Origin of the sequence: Devosia sp. Root105, assembly GCF_001424865.1 — a bacterium.
Classification (GTDB): Bacteria; Pseudomonadota; Alphaproteobacteria; order Rhizobiales; family Devosiaceae; genus Devosia_A.
Genome location: NZ_LMCR01000002.1, coordinates 54,017 through 69,591, shown reverse-complemented (window position 1 = coordinate 69,591; position 15,575 = coordinate 54,017). Strand labels below are relative to the sequence as shown.

General features: G+C 67.4%; 11 protein-coding genes. 5 read left to right on the top strand and 6 right to left on the bottom strand.

The window, feature by feature from the left end; translation table 11 throughout:
* Positions 1-75: 75 nt before the first annotated feature.
* Complete coding sequence (locus ASC68_RS05760; RefSeq protein ID WP_055876237.1) at positions 76-474, top strand: PTS sugar transporter subunit IIA; 399 nt, start codon at positions 76-78, stop codon at positions 472-474.
* Between the two features lie 83 nt (positions 475-557).
* Here the strand turns inward: ASC68_RS05760 and ASC68_RS05755 are convergent, their stop codons facing one another.
* Positions 558-1,256: a phosphodiester glycosidase family protein gene (locus tag ASC68_RS05755; RefSeq protein ID WP_248310495.1), complete on the bottom strand. Its 699-nt coding sequence runs from the start codon at positions 1,254-1,256 to the stop codon at positions 558-560.
* A gap of 210 nt (positions 1,257-1,466) precedes the next feature.
* On the opposite strand from ASC68_RS05755, the gene ASC68_RS05750 reads away from it, so the two are divergent.
* The 4 genes from ASC68_RS05750 (at position 1,467) to ASC68_RS05735 (ending at position 6,330) form a co-directional block, all read left to right on the top strand.
* A complete protein-coding gene (locus ASC68_RS05750; protein ID WP_055876232.1) occupies positions 1,467-1,781 on the top strand; it encodes an HPr family phosphocarrier protein in 315 nt (104 codons plus the stop codon).
* A 176-nt stretch (positions 1,782-1,957) separates the two neighbouring features.
* Positions 1,958-2,917, top strand: coding sequence for an acetyl-CoA carboxylase, carboxyltransferase subunit beta (gene accD, locus ASC68_RS05745; protein ID WP_055876230.1), 960 nt, complete (start codon positions 1,958-1,960; stop codon positions 2,915-2,917).
* 75 nt (positions 2,918-2,992) lie between these two features.
* Positions 2,993-4,984 carry an SUMF1/EgtB/PvdO family nonheme iron enzyme gene (locus ASC68_RS05740; RefSeq protein WP_055876227.1) on the top strand — a complete coding sequence of 664 codons (1,992 nt, stop codon included), beginning with the start codon at positions 2,993-2,995 and terminating at the stop codon, positions 4,982-4,984.
* A gap of 23 nt (positions 4,985-5,007) precedes the next feature.
* Positions 5,008-6,330: a folylpolyglutamate synthase/dihydrofolate synthase family protein gene (locus tag ASC68_RS05735; RefSeq protein WP_055876224.1), complete on the top strand. Its 1,323-nt coding sequence runs from the start codon at positions 5,008-5,010 to the stop codon at positions 6,328-6,330.
* 287 nt (positions 6,331-6,617) lie between these two features.
* On the opposite strand, the gene ASC68_RS05730 is transcribed toward ASC68_RS05735, so the two are convergent.
* The 5 genes from ASC68_RS05730 to addB all read right to left on the bottom strand — a co-directional run bounded on the left by ASC68_RS05730 (position 6,618) and on the right by addB (position 15,574).
* Positions 6,618-8,267 (bottom strand): glycoside hydrolase family 3 N-terminal domain-containing protein, encoded by a 1,650-nt coding sequence (locus tag ASC68_RS05730; RefSeq protein WP_055876221.1) that lies wholly within the window; start codon positions 8,265-8,267, stop codon positions 6,618-6,620.
* A 60-nt stretch (positions 8,268-8,327) separates the two neighbouring features.
* Entirely contained in the window at positions 8,328-8,651 is a 324-nt protein-coding gene (gene trxA / locus ASC68_RS05725; RefSeq protein ID WP_055047561.1) for a thioredoxin, read from the bottom strand.
* A 149-nt stretch (positions 8,652-8,800) separates the two neighbouring features.
* Positions 8,801-9,124, bottom strand: coding sequence for a thioredoxin (gene trxA, locus ASC68_RS05720; RefSeq protein ID WP_055876218.1), 324 nt, complete (start codon positions 9,122-9,124; stop codon positions 8,801-8,803).
* Positions 9,125-9,203: 79 nt separating this feature from the next.
* Positions 9,204-12,623 (bottom strand): double-strand break repair helicase AddA, encoded by a 3,420-nt coding sequence (gene addA, locus ASC68_RS05715; RefSeq protein ID WP_055876216.1) that lies wholly within the window; start codon positions 12,621-12,623, stop codon positions 9,204-9,206.
* Positions 12,620-15,574 (bottom strand): double-strand break repair protein AddB, encoded by a 2,955-nt coding sequence (gene addB, locus ASC68_RS05710; RefSeq protein ID WP_055876213.1) that lies wholly within the window; start codon positions 15,572-15,574, stop codon positions 12,620-12,622. Before addB ends, addA begins: the two co-directional genes overlap by 4 nt.
* Between the last annotated feature and the right edge of the window lies 1 nt (position 15,575).

The following is a 15,575-nucleotide window of genomic DNA, read 5'->3' as shown; positions in this document are numbered from 1 at the left end:
CCCAAGGGCAAGACTCCCGGCTCCTCTGGGAAGCCTGTTGCCCGGCCGGAACCTGCGAGACTTTGGGGATACTGCATGATCGGCATGGTTCTGGTGACGCACGGGGCGCTCGCCGTAGAATTCAAATCCGCCCTCGAACATGTGGTTGGTCCGCAGGAGATGGTGGAGACCGTCGCCATCGGCCCCGATGACGACATGGAGGAGCGTCGCAACGACATCCTCAAATGCGTCGACGCCGCCGACCAGGGCCAGGGCGTGGTGATCCTCACCGACATGTTCGGCGGCACGCCGTCCAACCTCGCCATCTCGATCATGCAGCAGCGCGAGGTCGAAGTGATCGCCGGGGTGAACCTGCCCATGCTGGTCAAGCTGGCGCGCGTCCGCGCCGACCTCGAGATCAAGCAGGCAGTGAAAGAAGCCGCCGAGGCGGGCCGGAAATATATCAACGTCGCCAGCGAGACGCTTGGCGGTTAGGCGTTCTACTCGCGTCATCGGCCACGAGATTGCCCACTTCATCGCCTCGCCACCGGGGCTGTGCAACCCCAATGGCGAATGCTCTACCGCTTCAGCACCGCAACAATCGGCCCGGCAGCATGCCCCCCGCCCACCACCACGCCATCGTCATCGGCGAGCCCGGACACGAAGCCATCGAGGTAGAGGGCGTCGGGGCATGACAGGGCATCCCTGAACAGGCGGGCGAAGCGGCCGAAGCTCACCACGTCGAGCGAGATGGCGAACACCACCTTGCCATCGGCGCGGACACCGACGCCGTTGCGCACGTAGCGCGAGGTTCCGTTGTCGGAGAACTCCGGGTGGAGGGCGCCATCGATCACCAGCATCGGGCCCGATTGGGTGGCGTAGGCGAGATCCGGCGTGGCCACGAAGGCCTCGGTCGCCACCACCTGCGCCCGGTGGTCGGCGGTGACGAGGAAGACGCCATTGGGCTTCAGATAGAAGTTGCCCTCGCCATCTGCGGTAACGAGGGGGGCGAGCGTCCCGCCGGCTTCGACATAGAGCCCCTGCGGGCTGCGGTCGGGCAGGTACATGCCGCCGTTCATGGCAAAAACCACCGATGGGCCGTCGGCGGCAAAGCTCTCGAGCGACCCGTAGGGTTGGCCATCGGGCGTGTGCAGAAACAGCCGGATGTCCTGGAGCGCGGGATCGACCGTGCAGGCGATGAACGCGTCACCCTCAAAGGTCACGGTTTCGCACAGGTTGGGCAGTGTCGGCGCGGCGACCGCGGGGAGACTTGCCAAGGCCAAAACCGCAAAGCACGCCAAGAGATCTACGAAACGCGCTCCCATGATCCTGTCCCCAAGCTCGATGATCTGCTTCTGCCAGCTCCGCTGCGGCGCGTCACGCCTGCCCGTAGACACCGACTGCAAGTGCGGGCTCATTTGACCAGCAGGCAGGAATCCACCAGCGAGACGCTTGGCGGCCAATTGGTTTTCCGGCATCCTAGCGGCATGGATACCGCAGCTGGTTCGGATCGGGCACTCGCGCAGCAATTGACCATCGTCAATCGCAAGGGCCTGCATGCGCGGGCTTCGGCCCGCTTCGTACGAACCGCCGAGTGCTTCGAGGCCGAGATCAAGGTGGTGCGAGACGGCCAGGCGGTGAACGGCAATTCGATCATGGGGCTGATGATGCTGGGCGCCGGCCCGGGCTCCACCATCCTGGTCCAGGCCACCGGCAAGCAGGCCCGCGAGGCGCTCGACGCCATCACCACACTGGTCAATAACGGCTTCGACGAAGACTCGGACGGCGCCCCCGCCGCCTAGCCGGCTGCGGTATTCCCGCCGATACGCAAGGCTACTCCTCGCCAAATCCCCCTTGCGCGGGGCCCTACCTGCCCTTAACCACGCCCGCTGAAGCTGATAATATCTGCCACAATCACCATATAGGCCGATGGCAGCGCCCGAATGGCGCGCACATGGACCGCGAACAGGCTTAGGCAATGAACTGGATCAACAACGTCGTCCGTCCCCGTATCCGCTCCTTCCTCAAGCCCAAGGATACCGGATCGGAGAATCTCTGGGTCAAGGATCCGGAGTCGGGCGAGATGGTGTTCTACCGCGACCTCGAAGCCAATATGTGGGTGGTGCCGAATTCCGGCTACCACATGAAGATCAAGGCCTCGGACCGGCTGGCCACCTTCCTCGACGAAGGCAAATACGACACGGTGCCGCTGCCGGCGGTGCCGCATGATCCGCTGAAGTTCCGCGACAGCAAGCGCTATGCCGACCGCCTCAAGGAAAGCCGGCTGAAAACCGGCACCGAAGACGCCGTCACCGTCGGCACCGGCGAGCTGTTCGGCCAGCCGGTGACGGTGGGCGTGCAGGATTTCGATTTCATGGGCGGCTCGCTCGGCATGGCCGCGGGTTCGGCCATCGTGACCGGGCTCGAGACCGCCGCCAGCAAGCACACCCCGTTCGTGCTGTTCGTCTCCTCGGGCGGCGCCCGCATGCAGGAAGGCGTGCTGTCGCTGATGCAGATGCCGCGCACCACCGTGGCGGTGCTGCGCCTGCGCGAAGCGGGCTTGCCGTTCATCGTGGTATTCACCAACCCCACCACTGGCGGCGTCACCGCATCCTACGCCATGCTGGGCGATGTGCACCTCGCCGAGCCCGGCGCGCTGATCGGATTTGCCGGGCCGCGCGTCATCGAGCAAACCATCCGCGAAAAACTGCCCAAGGGGTTCCAGCGCTCGGAATACCTCTACGAGCACGGCATGATCGACATGGTGGTGCACCGGCACAACCTGCGCGAGACCATCGGCTCGCTGGTCGGCATCCTCACCAAGTCGCCGCAGCGCGAAGAGCTGAGCGAAACCGCCCCGGCGCGGCTGGCGACGCCGGTCGCCGCCAATGCCGGTGACGATCTCGTCGGCATGCCCGAGGCGGCGCACGCCGAATAGCCTGACCTCCTGCCTCTCTGCGGCAGCGGGGAGGCGGCCGGGTCGTCGTGCTCCCCTCTGGCTCAGAGAACCGCCTTGCCGTCTCCCGGTTTCAATCCCTACGTCCCTCGTCCCATCGACCTGCCTGCCGCGGTACCACTGCAGGCCGACGCCGACCTGTCGGCGATCGATGAAGCCAAGATCTTCGCCGCCCCGGACGACCCACAGGATTGGCCCGCCTGGCGTGCCGCGCTGAGCCGCTGGCGCGACGAGGCCCGCACACGCATCGGCTACGATGCCGCCCGCTATGCGGACACCAGCCGCGCCGCCCGCATCATGCACATGGTATGGTTGTGGGACGAGTGGCTCTACGACCATGCCAGCGGGCGCTTCACAGTCGACCGCTATGTCGAGGGACTCACCGAGCAGTTCGGCGGCTGCGACGGCGTCATGCTGTGGAACGCCTATCCGGTGCTCGGCATCGATCCGCGCAATCACTTTGCCTATTTTGAGGACGTGCCCGAACTGCCCGAGGTGGTGGCCGCATTCCAGCGTCGCGGCATCCGGGTGTACCTGACCTATTATCCGTGGGAGACCGGCGCCGGGGCCGAGGCCATCGACAGCGTCACCGCGCTGGTGACGAGGCTCGGCGTCGATGGGGTGTTTCTCGATAGCTCCAAAGAGGGCAGCGCCAGGCTCCGCGTCGCGCTCGACGCCATCGACCCCGCGCTCACCGTCGAAGGCGAGTCCCGCGTGCCGCTGGCCCGCGTCGCCGACCAGTTGATGTCGTGGGGCCAGTGGTTCGCCGACTCCAAGATCCCCGGCGTGTTGCGCTCCAAGTGGTTCGAGCGCCGGCACGATATCCACCACGTCCGCCGCTGGAACCGCGATCATCTGGACGAACTGCACTCCGCCTGGCTCAACGGCACTGGCGTGCTGGTGTGGGAGGTGGTGTTCGGCGTCTGGGTCGGCTGGAACGCTCGCGACCGTGACCTGCTGCGCACCATGCGGCGGCTCTATCGCAGCCACGCCGCCTGGTTCATCTCCGAAGACTGGGTGCCGCTCGCCGACCATCCGGGCGATGGCGAAGTGTATGCCTCACGCTGGGAGCATCAGGGCCAGCCGCTGTGGACGGCGGTCAACCGCGGCGAGGCCGTCGATGGCGTCTGGCTGGTGGTGGAGGGCGAGGTCGGCGCCGGCTTCGTCGACCTGGTCAGCGGCAAGGCCTTGACCGCAACCACCCTGCCCGATGGCCGGATCGGCATCGGCGGCGCCTTGCCGAGCGGCGGGATTGCGGCCGTCGCCCGTGCCTCGGGCGAACTTGAGCCGCAACCGCCCCTTGCCGCGTCGAGCTTCTTTCCCGCCCGCATGGCGCTGCCACTGGCCGGACCGAAGACCGAGGCGACGTCCACGCCTCGTGGCATGGTGGCGGTCACCGCGCCGGCGCAGGACCTCGTCGTCACCTATCGGCTGCGCGAGACCGGCCTCTATGGCGAAACACCGTTCATCGAGGAATGGAAGCCGCTGCCGCCGCGGCTGCACGAGATCGTCAGCCTCACCCGACCGGTGCCGGCACTGCACTTCGCCATCTCGCACGCCGAGGTGACCAATGCCGAGTTCTACGCCTTCACCGACGCCACGGGCTATTGGCCAGCTCGGCCCGAGCGCTTCCTTGCCCATTGGCGTGACGGTCGCCCGGCGCCCGGCACCGAAACGCTGCCGGTGACGCATGTCGAACTGGCGGACGCGCGGGCCTATGCCCGGTGGGCCGGGCTGCGGCTCGCCACCGAGGACGAATGGCAGGTCGCCGCCGAACAAGGCAAGCTCGAGCGGCTCGCGCCGCTGGTCTGGAACCTCACCGAGAGCGAGCATTGCGACGGCCGCACCCGCTTCCACATCCTCAAGGGTGGCTGTGAGCTGCATCCGGTGGTGTCCGACTGGTATGTCGAGAGCGGCCTGCTGCCGCCACAGCGCTCGGTGAAGCTGCTGCAGCTCGGCGCCGGGCTCAACCGTTCGCCCGCGATCGGGTTCCGCTGCGCCATCGACCTGATCGGACAGGAGGTATCGGCGGGGTCTTTCGCCGCCTGAGGGCCTGATGCTAAAAGCGCGCCATGCTCCTGTTCGAGAATCTCGTTCCTGTGTCCCGCACCGACGCTATCCTCAAGCGGCTGCTCAAGCTGCATCCGAAGCTTATCGACCTTAAGCTCGATCGCGAGGTCCGTTTACTCGAGCGGATCGGCAACCCGCAGGATCACCTGCCGCCGGTGATCCATGTCGCCGGCACCAACGGCAAGGGCTCGACGCTCGCGTACCTCCGCGCCTTCCTCGAGGCCTCGGGCAAGAAGGTGCACGTAATGACCTCGCCGCACCTGGTGCGCTTCAACGAGCGCATCCGGCTGGCCGGGAAGCTCGTGTCATCGCGCAAGCTCAACCAGGCGCTGGAGTTCTGCGAACAGGCCAATGGCGGCGAGCCGATCACCTTTTTCGAGATCACCACGGCGGCGGCGCTGAAGCTGTTTTCGGAAGTGAAGGCGGATTACCTGCTGCTCGAAACCGGCATGGGCGGGCGGTTCGACGCCTCCAACGTGGTGGCGCGGCCGCTCGGCACGATCATCACCCCGGTCGACTACGACCATCAGAACTTCCTCGGCAACAGCCTCGACAAGATCGCCTGGGAGAAGGCCGGTATCCTGAAGCGCGGCGCCAAGGCGGTGTTCGGCCGGCAGCGCGATGAAGGCCGCGCCGTATTGGTACGTGAGGCAGCGCGGCTGGGCGTCACGCCGCTGATCGCCGGCGAGGATTTCGACGGGCGCGCCGAAGATGGCCGGCTGGTCTACCAGGATGAACAGGGCCTGCTCGACCTGCCGCCGCCGGCGCTGGCCGGTCCGCACCAGTTCGATAACGCGGCGCTGGCGATTGCCGCGACGCGGCATTTCGGCCTGCCGGTGAGCGATGCCGACATCGCAAGAGGGCTTCGTGAGGTGGTGTGGCCGGCGCGCCTGCAGCCGGTGCACGGCACGCTGCTGCAGATGCTGCCGCCGGGCTCCGAACTCTGGATCGATGGCGGGCACAATGCCCATGGCGCCGCGGCGCTGTCGCTGGCGCTCAAGGAAATCGAGGCTCGGCGGCCGCTGCCGCTGGTGCTGATCATGGGGCTGATGAACACCCGCAAGCCCGCCGATTTCCTCGCGCCGTTCAATGGGATGGTCGAGCAGGTGTTCGCCCTGACCATTCCGGGCGAGCCCAACGCGCACGCCGCCGCGACCATTGTGGAGCAGGCGCGCGAGGGTGGGTTCGAGGCGGTGGAATCGAGCTCGATCCTCAACGCCCTCGCCGATGCCGCCAAGCTTGGGCATGCGGCGCGCGTGGTGTTCGCCGGCTCGTTGTATCTCGCCGGGCACGTGCTGCATCAGAACGGCACGCCGCCGACGTAAGTTCGCGCTGACGTTGAGGCGGTGGCCTTCTCCCCTTGTGGTCGCGGGACGAGGGCGCAGCCCTCGCCCGGAGGTGGCCGAAGGCCGGATGAGGGGTCCGCGCAACGAAGTGTAGCGCGATCCGAGCGTAAGCGAGGAGCGTCCGAGTACGCGGAGAGATACCCCTCATCCGCCCTTCGGGCACCTCGCGGCGAGGGCTTCGCCCTCGTCCGCTGACCACAAGGGGAGAAGGCAATCGCCGCACCGCCAGCGCGTCCTGCTCTGCCTTAGGGAGAGGTGACCACCCCTCAGTACCGAGCATCCTCCAGCCCGCAGAACGGGTCGACCGGCGACTTCGTGTTCCAGGGCACATCGCCGAGCAGCGCCGCGAGCACGGCCCGCTGCATCGTCTCGGTGGTGGCGTAGGCGTTGATGTAGGTCGGCACCCGCGGCGCGTCGTAGAGCATGTAGGGGTAGCCGAACGAGATCATCGCGGTCGGGATGTCGTGCCAGTGGCGCTGCATCGCCTTGCCGAAGCTGCCGGTCAGCCGCAGCCAGTCGAGGAAGATGCGGCCGCGGGTCAACAGCGTCTCGTCGCCGAACAGGTAAAGCACCAGGTCGAACTTATCCGGGCTCACCTCGGTGGCGGCGTCATGCACCGTCACCTCGAAGCCGCGCTGGCGTAGCAGGTCGGGCAGCGCGAAGGGCAAGGGGTGCGGCAGGAACGGGAAGACGATGCCGCCGGAGATCACCAGGATCCGCTTGTGCTTGGTGGGATCGAGCGGCAGCAGGTTCTGGGTGTCCTTGACCAGAGTCGGCGCCCGCTTTGCCACGGCGTCGGCATAGGCCCGGTTCTCGGCAGTGCCGATCGAACCCCCGCCAGCGGGCTTGTGGAGGCCCACCGCGGCCTTGAGGCCGAGCTGGCGGATCACCGCATCGTCAACCCGCTGCCAGCTCAGCCGGCCATCCGCCAGCGCCGCTTCGAGATAGGCGAGGTCCTGCTCGTAGTCATCGGAGAACAGGATCACGTCGCAGCCGGCGCTGACGAGTTCGGGCAGCGTGTCGCTGCGCTTGCCCCAGGCGCCGAGCCCCGCCATCGGCGTCGCGTCGGAGACGATCAGCCCGTTGAAGCCGAGGCGGTTGCGCAGCAGTTCCTCGTTCAGCAGCCGGCTGATCGAGGCCGGGCGGAACGCTTCGACGCCGGCATCGGGATCGAGCGCGCGCACGAAGGCCGGCAGCGCGATATGCGCCGACATCACCGAGAGCGCACCAGCGGCGATGGCGCCGCGATAGAGCCGCCCGAAATTGGCCTCCCAGTCCTCCATCGACAGCGGGTTGATGGTGGTGACGAGGTGCTGGTCGCGATCGTCAAAACCCTCGCCGGGCCAGTGCTTGATGGCCGAGGCGACGCCGTGCTGCTGGAACACCCGCATCTGGGTGATGGCGTGCTTTTCGACGGTCGCGACATCGGAGCCGAAACCGCGGGTTGCGACGATGGCGCTGCGGAACGCGGCGTTGATGTCGAGAACCGGGGTAAAACTCCAGTTGATGCCGATCGCCCGGGCCTCTTCGGCCATGATCCGGCTGACTTCGGCGGTGACCTCGACATCGTCGATCGCCGCCAGCGCCAGCGGGTTCGGCATCTCGGCGCCGGCCGCGAGGGACATCCTGCTGCCTTCGAGATCGGCCGAGATCAGCAGCGGCACTGGCGCCGCGGCGTTGAGATCGGCGAACAGCGCCCGCTCTGCCGCAACGTCTGCGCCGGCATGGCGGGTGATGCCGCCCGGCCGGAAGGCCCGGATCCGGGCAATCTCATCGGCGTCCATGCCGCGCGACAATAGCGTGAACAGCTGGCGCAGCTTGTCGTCCGATGTCAGCGCGGCAAAGCGCTCCCGCACCCAGGCAAGCGCCTCGGCATCGAGATTGAACGGGGCTTTGGCGAGGTGGTCGAAATTCATGCAGTCCTCCGGTGCGGGGCGGTGACTATGCCCGATCGCACCGGAAAATCGCGCGTGAAATTATGCGGCGAACTGATCCAGCCACTTGATCAGCTGCACGCGCGACTGGCCGGCGCCGACCTTGAAATCCACCGGCTCACCATCCTTGAAGACGATCAGCGTCGGCATGGCGCGCACATTGTACTTCACCACGGTCGAAGGGTTGGCATCGACGTCGAGCTTGACGATCTTCACCTTGGCGGCGAGCTCGGTCGAGAGGTCGTCGAGGATCGGGTCCATCGCCTTGCAGGGCGGGCACCATTCGGCCCAGAAATCGACCAGTACGGGCTTACTTGAGTTCAGCACTTCAGCTTCGAAGTTCTGGTCGTTGACGCGCGTACCCATAATCGTCTCCATCGTCGATTGGCGATGGAAGCTACAGGGAGTCGGGCGAGAAAGAAAGGCATGGCTTTCCACGCCGTAAGCGGGAAAGAGAAACGCCGCCGGCGGGTGCCAGCGGCGTTTTCTTATTGGAAGCAGCGAGTGACGCGCCCTTAGGCAGCGTGGCTCTCGAGCCACTTCGCGAGGCCGGCCTTCGGGGTGCCGGCGCCGATCTTCATGTCGGCGGCTTCGCCGCCTTTGAACAGGATCATCGTCGGGATCGAACGGACGCCGTACTTGACGGTGGTGTTCGGGTTGTCGTCGACGTTCAGCTTGACGATCTTCACCTTGCCCTGCAGCTCAGCCGAGAGCTCTTCCAGAACCGGCGAGATGGCGCGACACGGGCCACACCACTCGGCCCAGAAATCTACGAGCACGGGCTCTTTCGAGGACAGGACTTCCTCGCCAAAATTGGCGTCGGAAACGTGGGTTGTCATTGGGATTGCCTTTTGGGTTGAAAGCGGCGGTCTGTTTGATCCAAAAGCTAGGTAGAGTCCAGCGTGACTTCAACGAACGTCACCGGATGGTGAACCCCCGCGCCGCGTTTGCCAAGGCGGCGTCGGGCAATTTTAGCAGCGATTCCAACCCAGTCCAGAGGATGCCGGTTTCTATCCTCTGTCCCGGGAAAAGCTGCTTTGCAACAAGCGCATAGAGCCCGAGCTGCAGGAGGTAACCGGGTTTGACCCGCTCGGGTTCCATCATCGGGTCGGCATCGGACTTGAAATCGACCAGCAGCACGCCACCCGGCGTCACGACGATCCGGTCGATGCGGCCGGCAATGGTCACCGTCTCGCCCTTATGCAGCGCGGTCGCAAGGAACGGCACTTCGGCGCGGCTGCCCTCGGCAAACAGGTGCTGGAGCTCCGGCCGCGACAGGATCGACAGTGCCTTCGTCGCCAGCCCCTGATGTTGGTCGGGTGCTTCGGGCAGCAGCAGCGGCAGCGCCCGCGCCGCGACTGCCGGCCGATCGGGCAGTGCAACCTTGGCGAGGTGCTGCAGCAAGGCATGAAGCGCCGTACCGGCGAGCCGCGCCGTCGTGGGGTCGAGCCCCTCTTCAAGCCGCGTCGCCAGCGTGCGGTCGGGATCGGACGGCGTCTCAACGCTCGATGGCCGCAAGACCTTGCGCACCTTGCGCTCCGGCAGCGGCTTCAGATCGAGCCCCATGCCACCGAGGTCGACCAGCGCCTCGACCGGCTTCAGCTTCGCCGGCGCCGGCCTCTCCCTGGGATAGAGCAGCGCCGCGGTATTGCCCTCAGCATCGGTGAGGCTTTCGCTCAGCGGCCCCAGCCCCTGCTCGATCGCCTCGTACCAGCTGCCATCGACCTTGCCCTGCTTGGTCAGGTAGCCGGTGACATAGAGCTCGTCCTCGGCGCGGGTCATGGCGACGTAGAGCTTCCGCCAGTATTCCTTTAGCTGGTCGCTGTCGGCCTCGTCCTTGAAGCCTGATGTGGCCGGGGCATGGGTTGCCGACGACGAGGCGTGGACGAAGAGCGGCGGCTGTGCCCGCAAGTAGATGCTGCGCCGGTCGCGGCCGCGCTCGGTGCTGGCGGCGTCCGCGAGGATGACGATCGGCGCTTCGAGCCCCTTGGCGCCATGCACCGTCATCACCCGCACGCCGGCGCCGCCTTCGGCCAGCTCGCGCTTGATGGTCACCTCGCGCGAGCGGAGTTCGGCAAGAAAGCCGAGCAGCGAGGGCTGCGGCGATTGCTCATGCGACAGCGCCAGGTCGAGGAACTCGGCCATCACGTCGTCGATCTCCGAGCCGAAGCGGCCACGCATCCGCTTGAGGCCGCCGCCAGCATAGAGCACATCGGCGTAGAAGTTGAACGGCCGCTCGAAATCCAGCCGGTTGCGCCAGCGATAGAGCTGGTCGTAGGCCGCCTGCACCGAGGGGATTTCAGCGCTTTCGATGGCCCGCCACAGCCGCTTGTCGCCGCGCGGCTGCGCCACCGCCAGGAGGTCATCCTCGCTGACGTCGAACAGCGGCGAGCGCAGCAGGGCCGCCAGCTGCAGGTCGTCGGCCGGGTTGCTCAGCACATCGCCGAGCGCCATCATATCGAGGACGCCGATATGGGTGGTGACCGCCAGCCGGTCGGCCCCCGGCGTCGGCACCCCGGCGCGGATCAGCGCCCGGATGATCTCGTGGAACAGGATGCTGCGCACCTGAACGAGGATCAGCACATCGTCGGCGCTCACCGCCTTGCCACGCGGCCCGAGCGGGCGCTTCGCATCGATCCAGCCCTTGATCTCCCGGGCGATCTTTTCCGCCACCTGGCGCTGGGCGCTCTGCGTCTGGATCAGCGGCGGCTCGGTCGGCCAGTTCTCGGGGTCGGTCTCTTCCGCCTGATCCTTGATCGGCGGCCAGAGGGTCACCACGCCCCCGGCATCAGCGCGGGCGGTCGAATGCGCAACACCCGTCGCCTCGAGCGCCCCGTCCTTGAGGTCGGCGCGCTTGAACACCTCGTCGACGGCGTTCAGTACGTTAGGCAGGGTGCGAAAACTGTAGCGCAGCGGCACCGGGGTGATCTCGAAATGCGCGGCGCGGGCACTGAAGGCATATTGCCGCCCGGCCTCGACGAACACTTTTGGGTCGGCGCCCTGGAACGAGAAGATCGACTGCTTCTGGTCGCCCACCGCGAACAGCGTGCGCGGCCGGTCGGCGGCGCTGTCGCCGAAGAAGAAATCATCGATCAGCGCCCCGACCACCTGCCATTGCAGCGGGTTGGTGTCCTGTCCCTCGTCGACGAGGATGTGGCTGAGGCCGGCATCGAGCTTGTAGCGCACCCAGGGGCCCTGCTCCTCATCGCGCAGCAGCGCCGCGAGCTTTTCGATCAGGTCGTCGAAATCGAGCAGCGAGCGGGCCCGCTTCTGCTTCTCGTAATGCGCCGAGATCGCCGCCACCACGTCGAGCATCGCCTCGCTGCGCGCCACCAGCTCGGCCGTCACCAGCTTCTGGTAGAGCTGCTCGAGTCGCTGGCCCTCGGCCACGAGGCGCGCCGCGACATCGGGGATCAGCGCCGCGGTGGCCTTCTTGATCAAGGTCTTCCGCGCCGTGCGATCGGCCTGGGTCAGGAAGGCATCGAGCAGGTCGTCGGCATCGGGATTGGCAGGGTCGATCTGGCCGAGGCGGTCAACGAAATCGGTGCCGTAGGGGTCGGGCGTGATGAGCGCGAAGATCGCGGCGTGGTCGTCGCGGCTGAGGCCGTAGCCCGAGCTGATCTCCGCCATCACCTCGTCGATGCCGCCGACATTGCCGACGAGCTTATGCAACTCGCGCTTCGCCGCCTGCGGCTGCGCCAGCACCGGCCTGAGGGTGCGCTGCTGGTTCAGCGCTTCGAGGATGGCGGTCTCGATCTGGAAATCACTGAGCAGGCCGAACAGCGTTTCCACCGCCGCCGCCTCGCCGCTGCCGCGCAGGCCGGCAGCGAGCACGGTCTCCCGCGCTTCGAGCAGCATGCTGTCGCGCTGGTGCTCCTCCAGCACGCTGAAATCGAACGGCACCGCCGCCTCGCGCGGGAAGCGGTGCAGCACACTCTCGCAGAAGGCGTGGATGGTCTGGATGCGCAGGCCACCCGGAGCCTCGAGCGCCCGGGCGAACAGCGAACGGGCGCGGAGCCGCATTGCCGGGGTCGGCGGCACGCCGGAGAGCGCCGTCAGGTCCTTGATCAGCTCGTCTTCGCTTTCCAGCGCCCACTGCCCCAGCCGCTCGGCGACGCGGCCGCGCATCTCGGCCGCCGCCGCCTTGGTGTAGGTGAGGCAGAGGATCTCCTCGGGCTTGGCGCCCGAAAGCAGCAGCCGCAGCACCCGGGCGGTCAGCACATAGGTCTTGCCCGAGCCGGCATTGGCCGTCACCCAGACGCTGCGCTCGGGGTCCGAGGCGTCGCGCTGCGCCGCAACGATCTGCTGCGGCATCGGGCTCAAGAGGCGCCGGCTCATGGATCATCCACTCCGGCGGTCAGCGTCCATTCGTCGGTGCGCGCCAGGTGATCGTACGGCCCCGGATACGATTTCCTCCCGGTTTCCACCCGCGGCCGGATGCGCGCCGCCATCGGCAGCCCGTCCTGCAGCAGGAAGGCCTCGACATGCCGCTGCATGCGGCGTTCGATCTCGCCCACCGCATCCATCAGGCTCATGCCCTTCACCAGCTTGAACGGCTTGATCTGGAACGCTGCCGGCCCGAGGCCGATCTTGATGTAGGTGAGCGCCGAGCTGTCGCGGGGCGAGATGCCGGGGAACACCCCGGCGCGGGCCATTGCCGCTTCCAGCAGCAGCTGCGGCGCATCGAACGCTGTCATGTCCTTGGGCTGCGGTACGCCGCCGGTCTTGAAGTCGATGATTTCGAGCGTGCCGTCGCGCTTCAGGTCGAGCCGGTCGGCCTTGCCGACGAGGGTGAAGTTGTCGAGCGCCGGAAACAGCCATTCGCCCTTGGTCTCGGCATGGCGCTCGACGATCTCGGCATCGCGCCGCCGCTCATAGTCGAGGAACTGCCGGGCGGCGCGCTCGAAGCGCTTGAGCCAGATGTCGCGACGCTCCTTGATGGCGTCGAGCCCGGCAAAGGCGTCGCGCGCCATCTCCATCATCTCGGGCAGCGCTTCGGGCAGTTCGAGATCGAGCCCGGCGTGGACGAATCTCTCGAACACGCCGTGGATCATGGTGCCACGCTCGCGCGCGCTGGGCTCGGTCCCGAGCGGCTCGATCCGTTTGAGGGCGAGCACGTGCCGGGCGTAGATGTCGTAGGGCGAGCGCATCAGCGGCTCGATCTCGGTGATCGACAGTCGCCGTGGGCGGATGCGGGCAGGCGGATTGGGCGACGGCCGCTCGGCCGGGCGCGGCACGCCGGCATGATCGATCGCATCGGCTTCAGCCAACCAGCGCATGCCCCGCGCCCGGGCCTGCCTCGCCTCGCTCTCGCCGATAAAGGCATAGAGCCGCTGCAGCAGCGGCGAAGGCAGCGCGGGCGAGGTGCCGATGCGCTCGGCATAGGCGATGATCACTTCGGCATTGCCGGCGGCCATGACGAAATCATGCGCCGCCTGGCCCTGCCGGCGCTCGGGCGGCTCGAGCCCGACGCCGATGCGCATGCCGCGGCTGAGCCAGGGGCCAGGGTCGGCGACCGGCGGCCAGATATCCTCGTTCATGCCGGCGAGGATCATCAGGTCGGGGTTCATCAGGCGGGCTTCGAGCTCGCCCCAGATGTGGATGTCGTCGCGCGCGGGGACCGGGTTCTGCATCTTGGTGCCGGTGAGCAGCGCCTCGAGCACGGCTTCGAGGTCGAACGGCGCGAAAGCGGTGCCGCCCTGGTCGAGCGCCACCAGTTCCTCGGCCCAGCGGCGGAGCTCGGCCATCCCCGGCAGCTCGGCTTCGGCGATCAGCGCATCGAGCGTCGTCAAGAGCGCCGAGGCGAGTTCGGGAGCGGTGATGCGCTCGCGCGTCCTGAGCGTCACGATCGGCGCCATCGCGGCATCGAGCCGATCGAGCAGCGCCGGCAGTTCGGCGTGGTCGGACAGGGCCCGCAAGCCGGCGATGCCGGCGCCGGGGCGCTCCGAACGCAGCCGCAGGTCGAGATGGTCGGTGAGCTTGCGGACGAGGAAGCGCTCGAGGCCCAGCGATACGGCGGCGTTGCGCAGCAGCGAGATGGTGTCGACCGGCGCATAGTCGTCGGTAGCGATGGCCAGCACCTGCCGCGCCAGCCGCCCGGCGGCCGACTGGAACAGCGGTGTGCCAGCGGCGTCATCGACCACCACGCCGTGGCGGTTGAGTTCGGCTGCGATGCGCCGGGCCAGCGTCTGGTCGCGCGCCACGATGCCGACGGTCTTCTTCTCAGCCAGCGTGGCCCGGGCGGCCAGCGCGATGGCGCGCGCCTCGACGTCGGCGTTGCGGGCGGCGAGGATGCTGACGCCCTCGAGCGCCCGGCCCACCGGAATATCGGCTCGGAGGATCGGCCAGGCCGGCGTCTCGCTGGCCGGCGCCAGCGCTGCCTGCACCAGTGCGGTGCGGGGCGTTTCGCCGCCCAGTTCCACCACTTCGCCGACACCGGCCTCGAGGCTGCGCAGCAGCTTCATCAGGCCATACTGCGGATGGCCTTGGGTGGTCTCGCCGTTGATCATCCGGTCGTGGCGATCCGGGGTGAACGAGGTATCAAGCCCCGGCAGCACCACGACGCCGCGCGGCAGTGCCGCCACAGCCTTGAGCAGCGCCGCAGTAGCGGGGATCGAGCCGGTGGAGCCGGCGGCAATCACCGGGCGGTCGCCATAGACGAAGCTCGCCGCCCCGGCCTGGCGCAGCAGCCGCTCGTTGCGGGCGGTGGCGGCGTCGATGCGGCCGCGTTCGGCGAGGATCGCCGGCCAGGCCTTCAGCGCCACATCGAGGAACTCCAGCACCTTCTGCCAGTTATCGGCCAGCTCCTCGGGCACCAGTTCCTTGAGCTTTTCGGTGGCGATGCCGGCGATGGTGAAATCGTCGATCACCTCGCCCAGCGAGTCGGCGAGCCAGAAGATCTCGGCCGGGTTGGGGGGCGTGGCAAAGCTTTCGGCCCGCTCGGCGAACAGCCGCACCAGATGCGACAGGGTCAGCCGGCGCTCGAGCAGCGACGCCGCGGGCTTACTGGCCGGCGCATCGAAGGGCGGCAGGAACGGCTCCTCATCTGCCACCTCACCGCCAAAGGTGCGGATATCGGGCAGCAGCACGGTGCCGCCGAGGCGCCGTGCGAACTCTTCGGCCAGCACAAAACGGGCGCGCCGGGTCGGCAGGATGATGGTGATGTCGCTCAGCCAGAACGCACCCTGGCGCGGCCAATCGCCCAGCAAACGGCCATCGAGCACCCGCTCGGCGAGCGTCGCGAGAAAGGGCGCGTGGGGCGCGATAGTGAAGAGCGAGTCGCGGCGCATG

Bases quoted from the DNA above. Each gene is read 5' to 3' on its own strand.
- ASC68_RS05760 (WP_055876237.1), top strand. From the start codon at position 76: ATGATCGGCATGGTTCTGGTGACGCACGGGGCGCTCGCCGTAGAATTC.
- accD (WP_055876230.1), top strand. From the start codon at position 1,958: ATGAACTGGATCAACAACGTCGTCCGTCCCCGTATCCGCTCCTTCCTC.
- addB (WP_055876213.1), bottom strand. From the start codon at position 15,574: ATGCGCCGCGACTCGCTCTTCACTATCGCGCCCCACGCGCCCTTTCTC.
- ASC68_RS05730 (WP_055876221.1), bottom strand. From the start codon at position 8,267: ATGAATTTCGACCACCTCGCCAAAGCCCCGTTCAATCTCGATGCCGAG.
- addA (WP_055876216.1), bottom strand. From the start codon at position 12,623: ATGAGCCGGCGCCTCTTGAGCCCGATGCCGCAGCAGATCGTTGCGGCG.
- trxA (WP_055047561.1), bottom strand. From the start codon at position 8,651: ATGGGTACGCGCGTCAACGACCAGAACTTCGAAGCTGAAGTGCTGAAC.
- ASC68_RS05735 (WP_055876224.1), top strand. From the start codon at position 5,008: ATGCTCCTGTTCGAGAATCTCGTTCCTGTGTCCCGCACCGACGCTATC.
- trxA (WP_055876218.1), bottom strand. From the start codon at position 9,124: ATGACAACCCACGTTTCCGACGCCAATTTTGGCGAGGAAGTCCTGTCC.
- ASC68_RS05750 (WP_055876232.1), top strand. From the start codon at position 1,467: ATGGATACCGCAGCTGGTTCGGATCGGGCACTCGCGCAGCAATTGACC.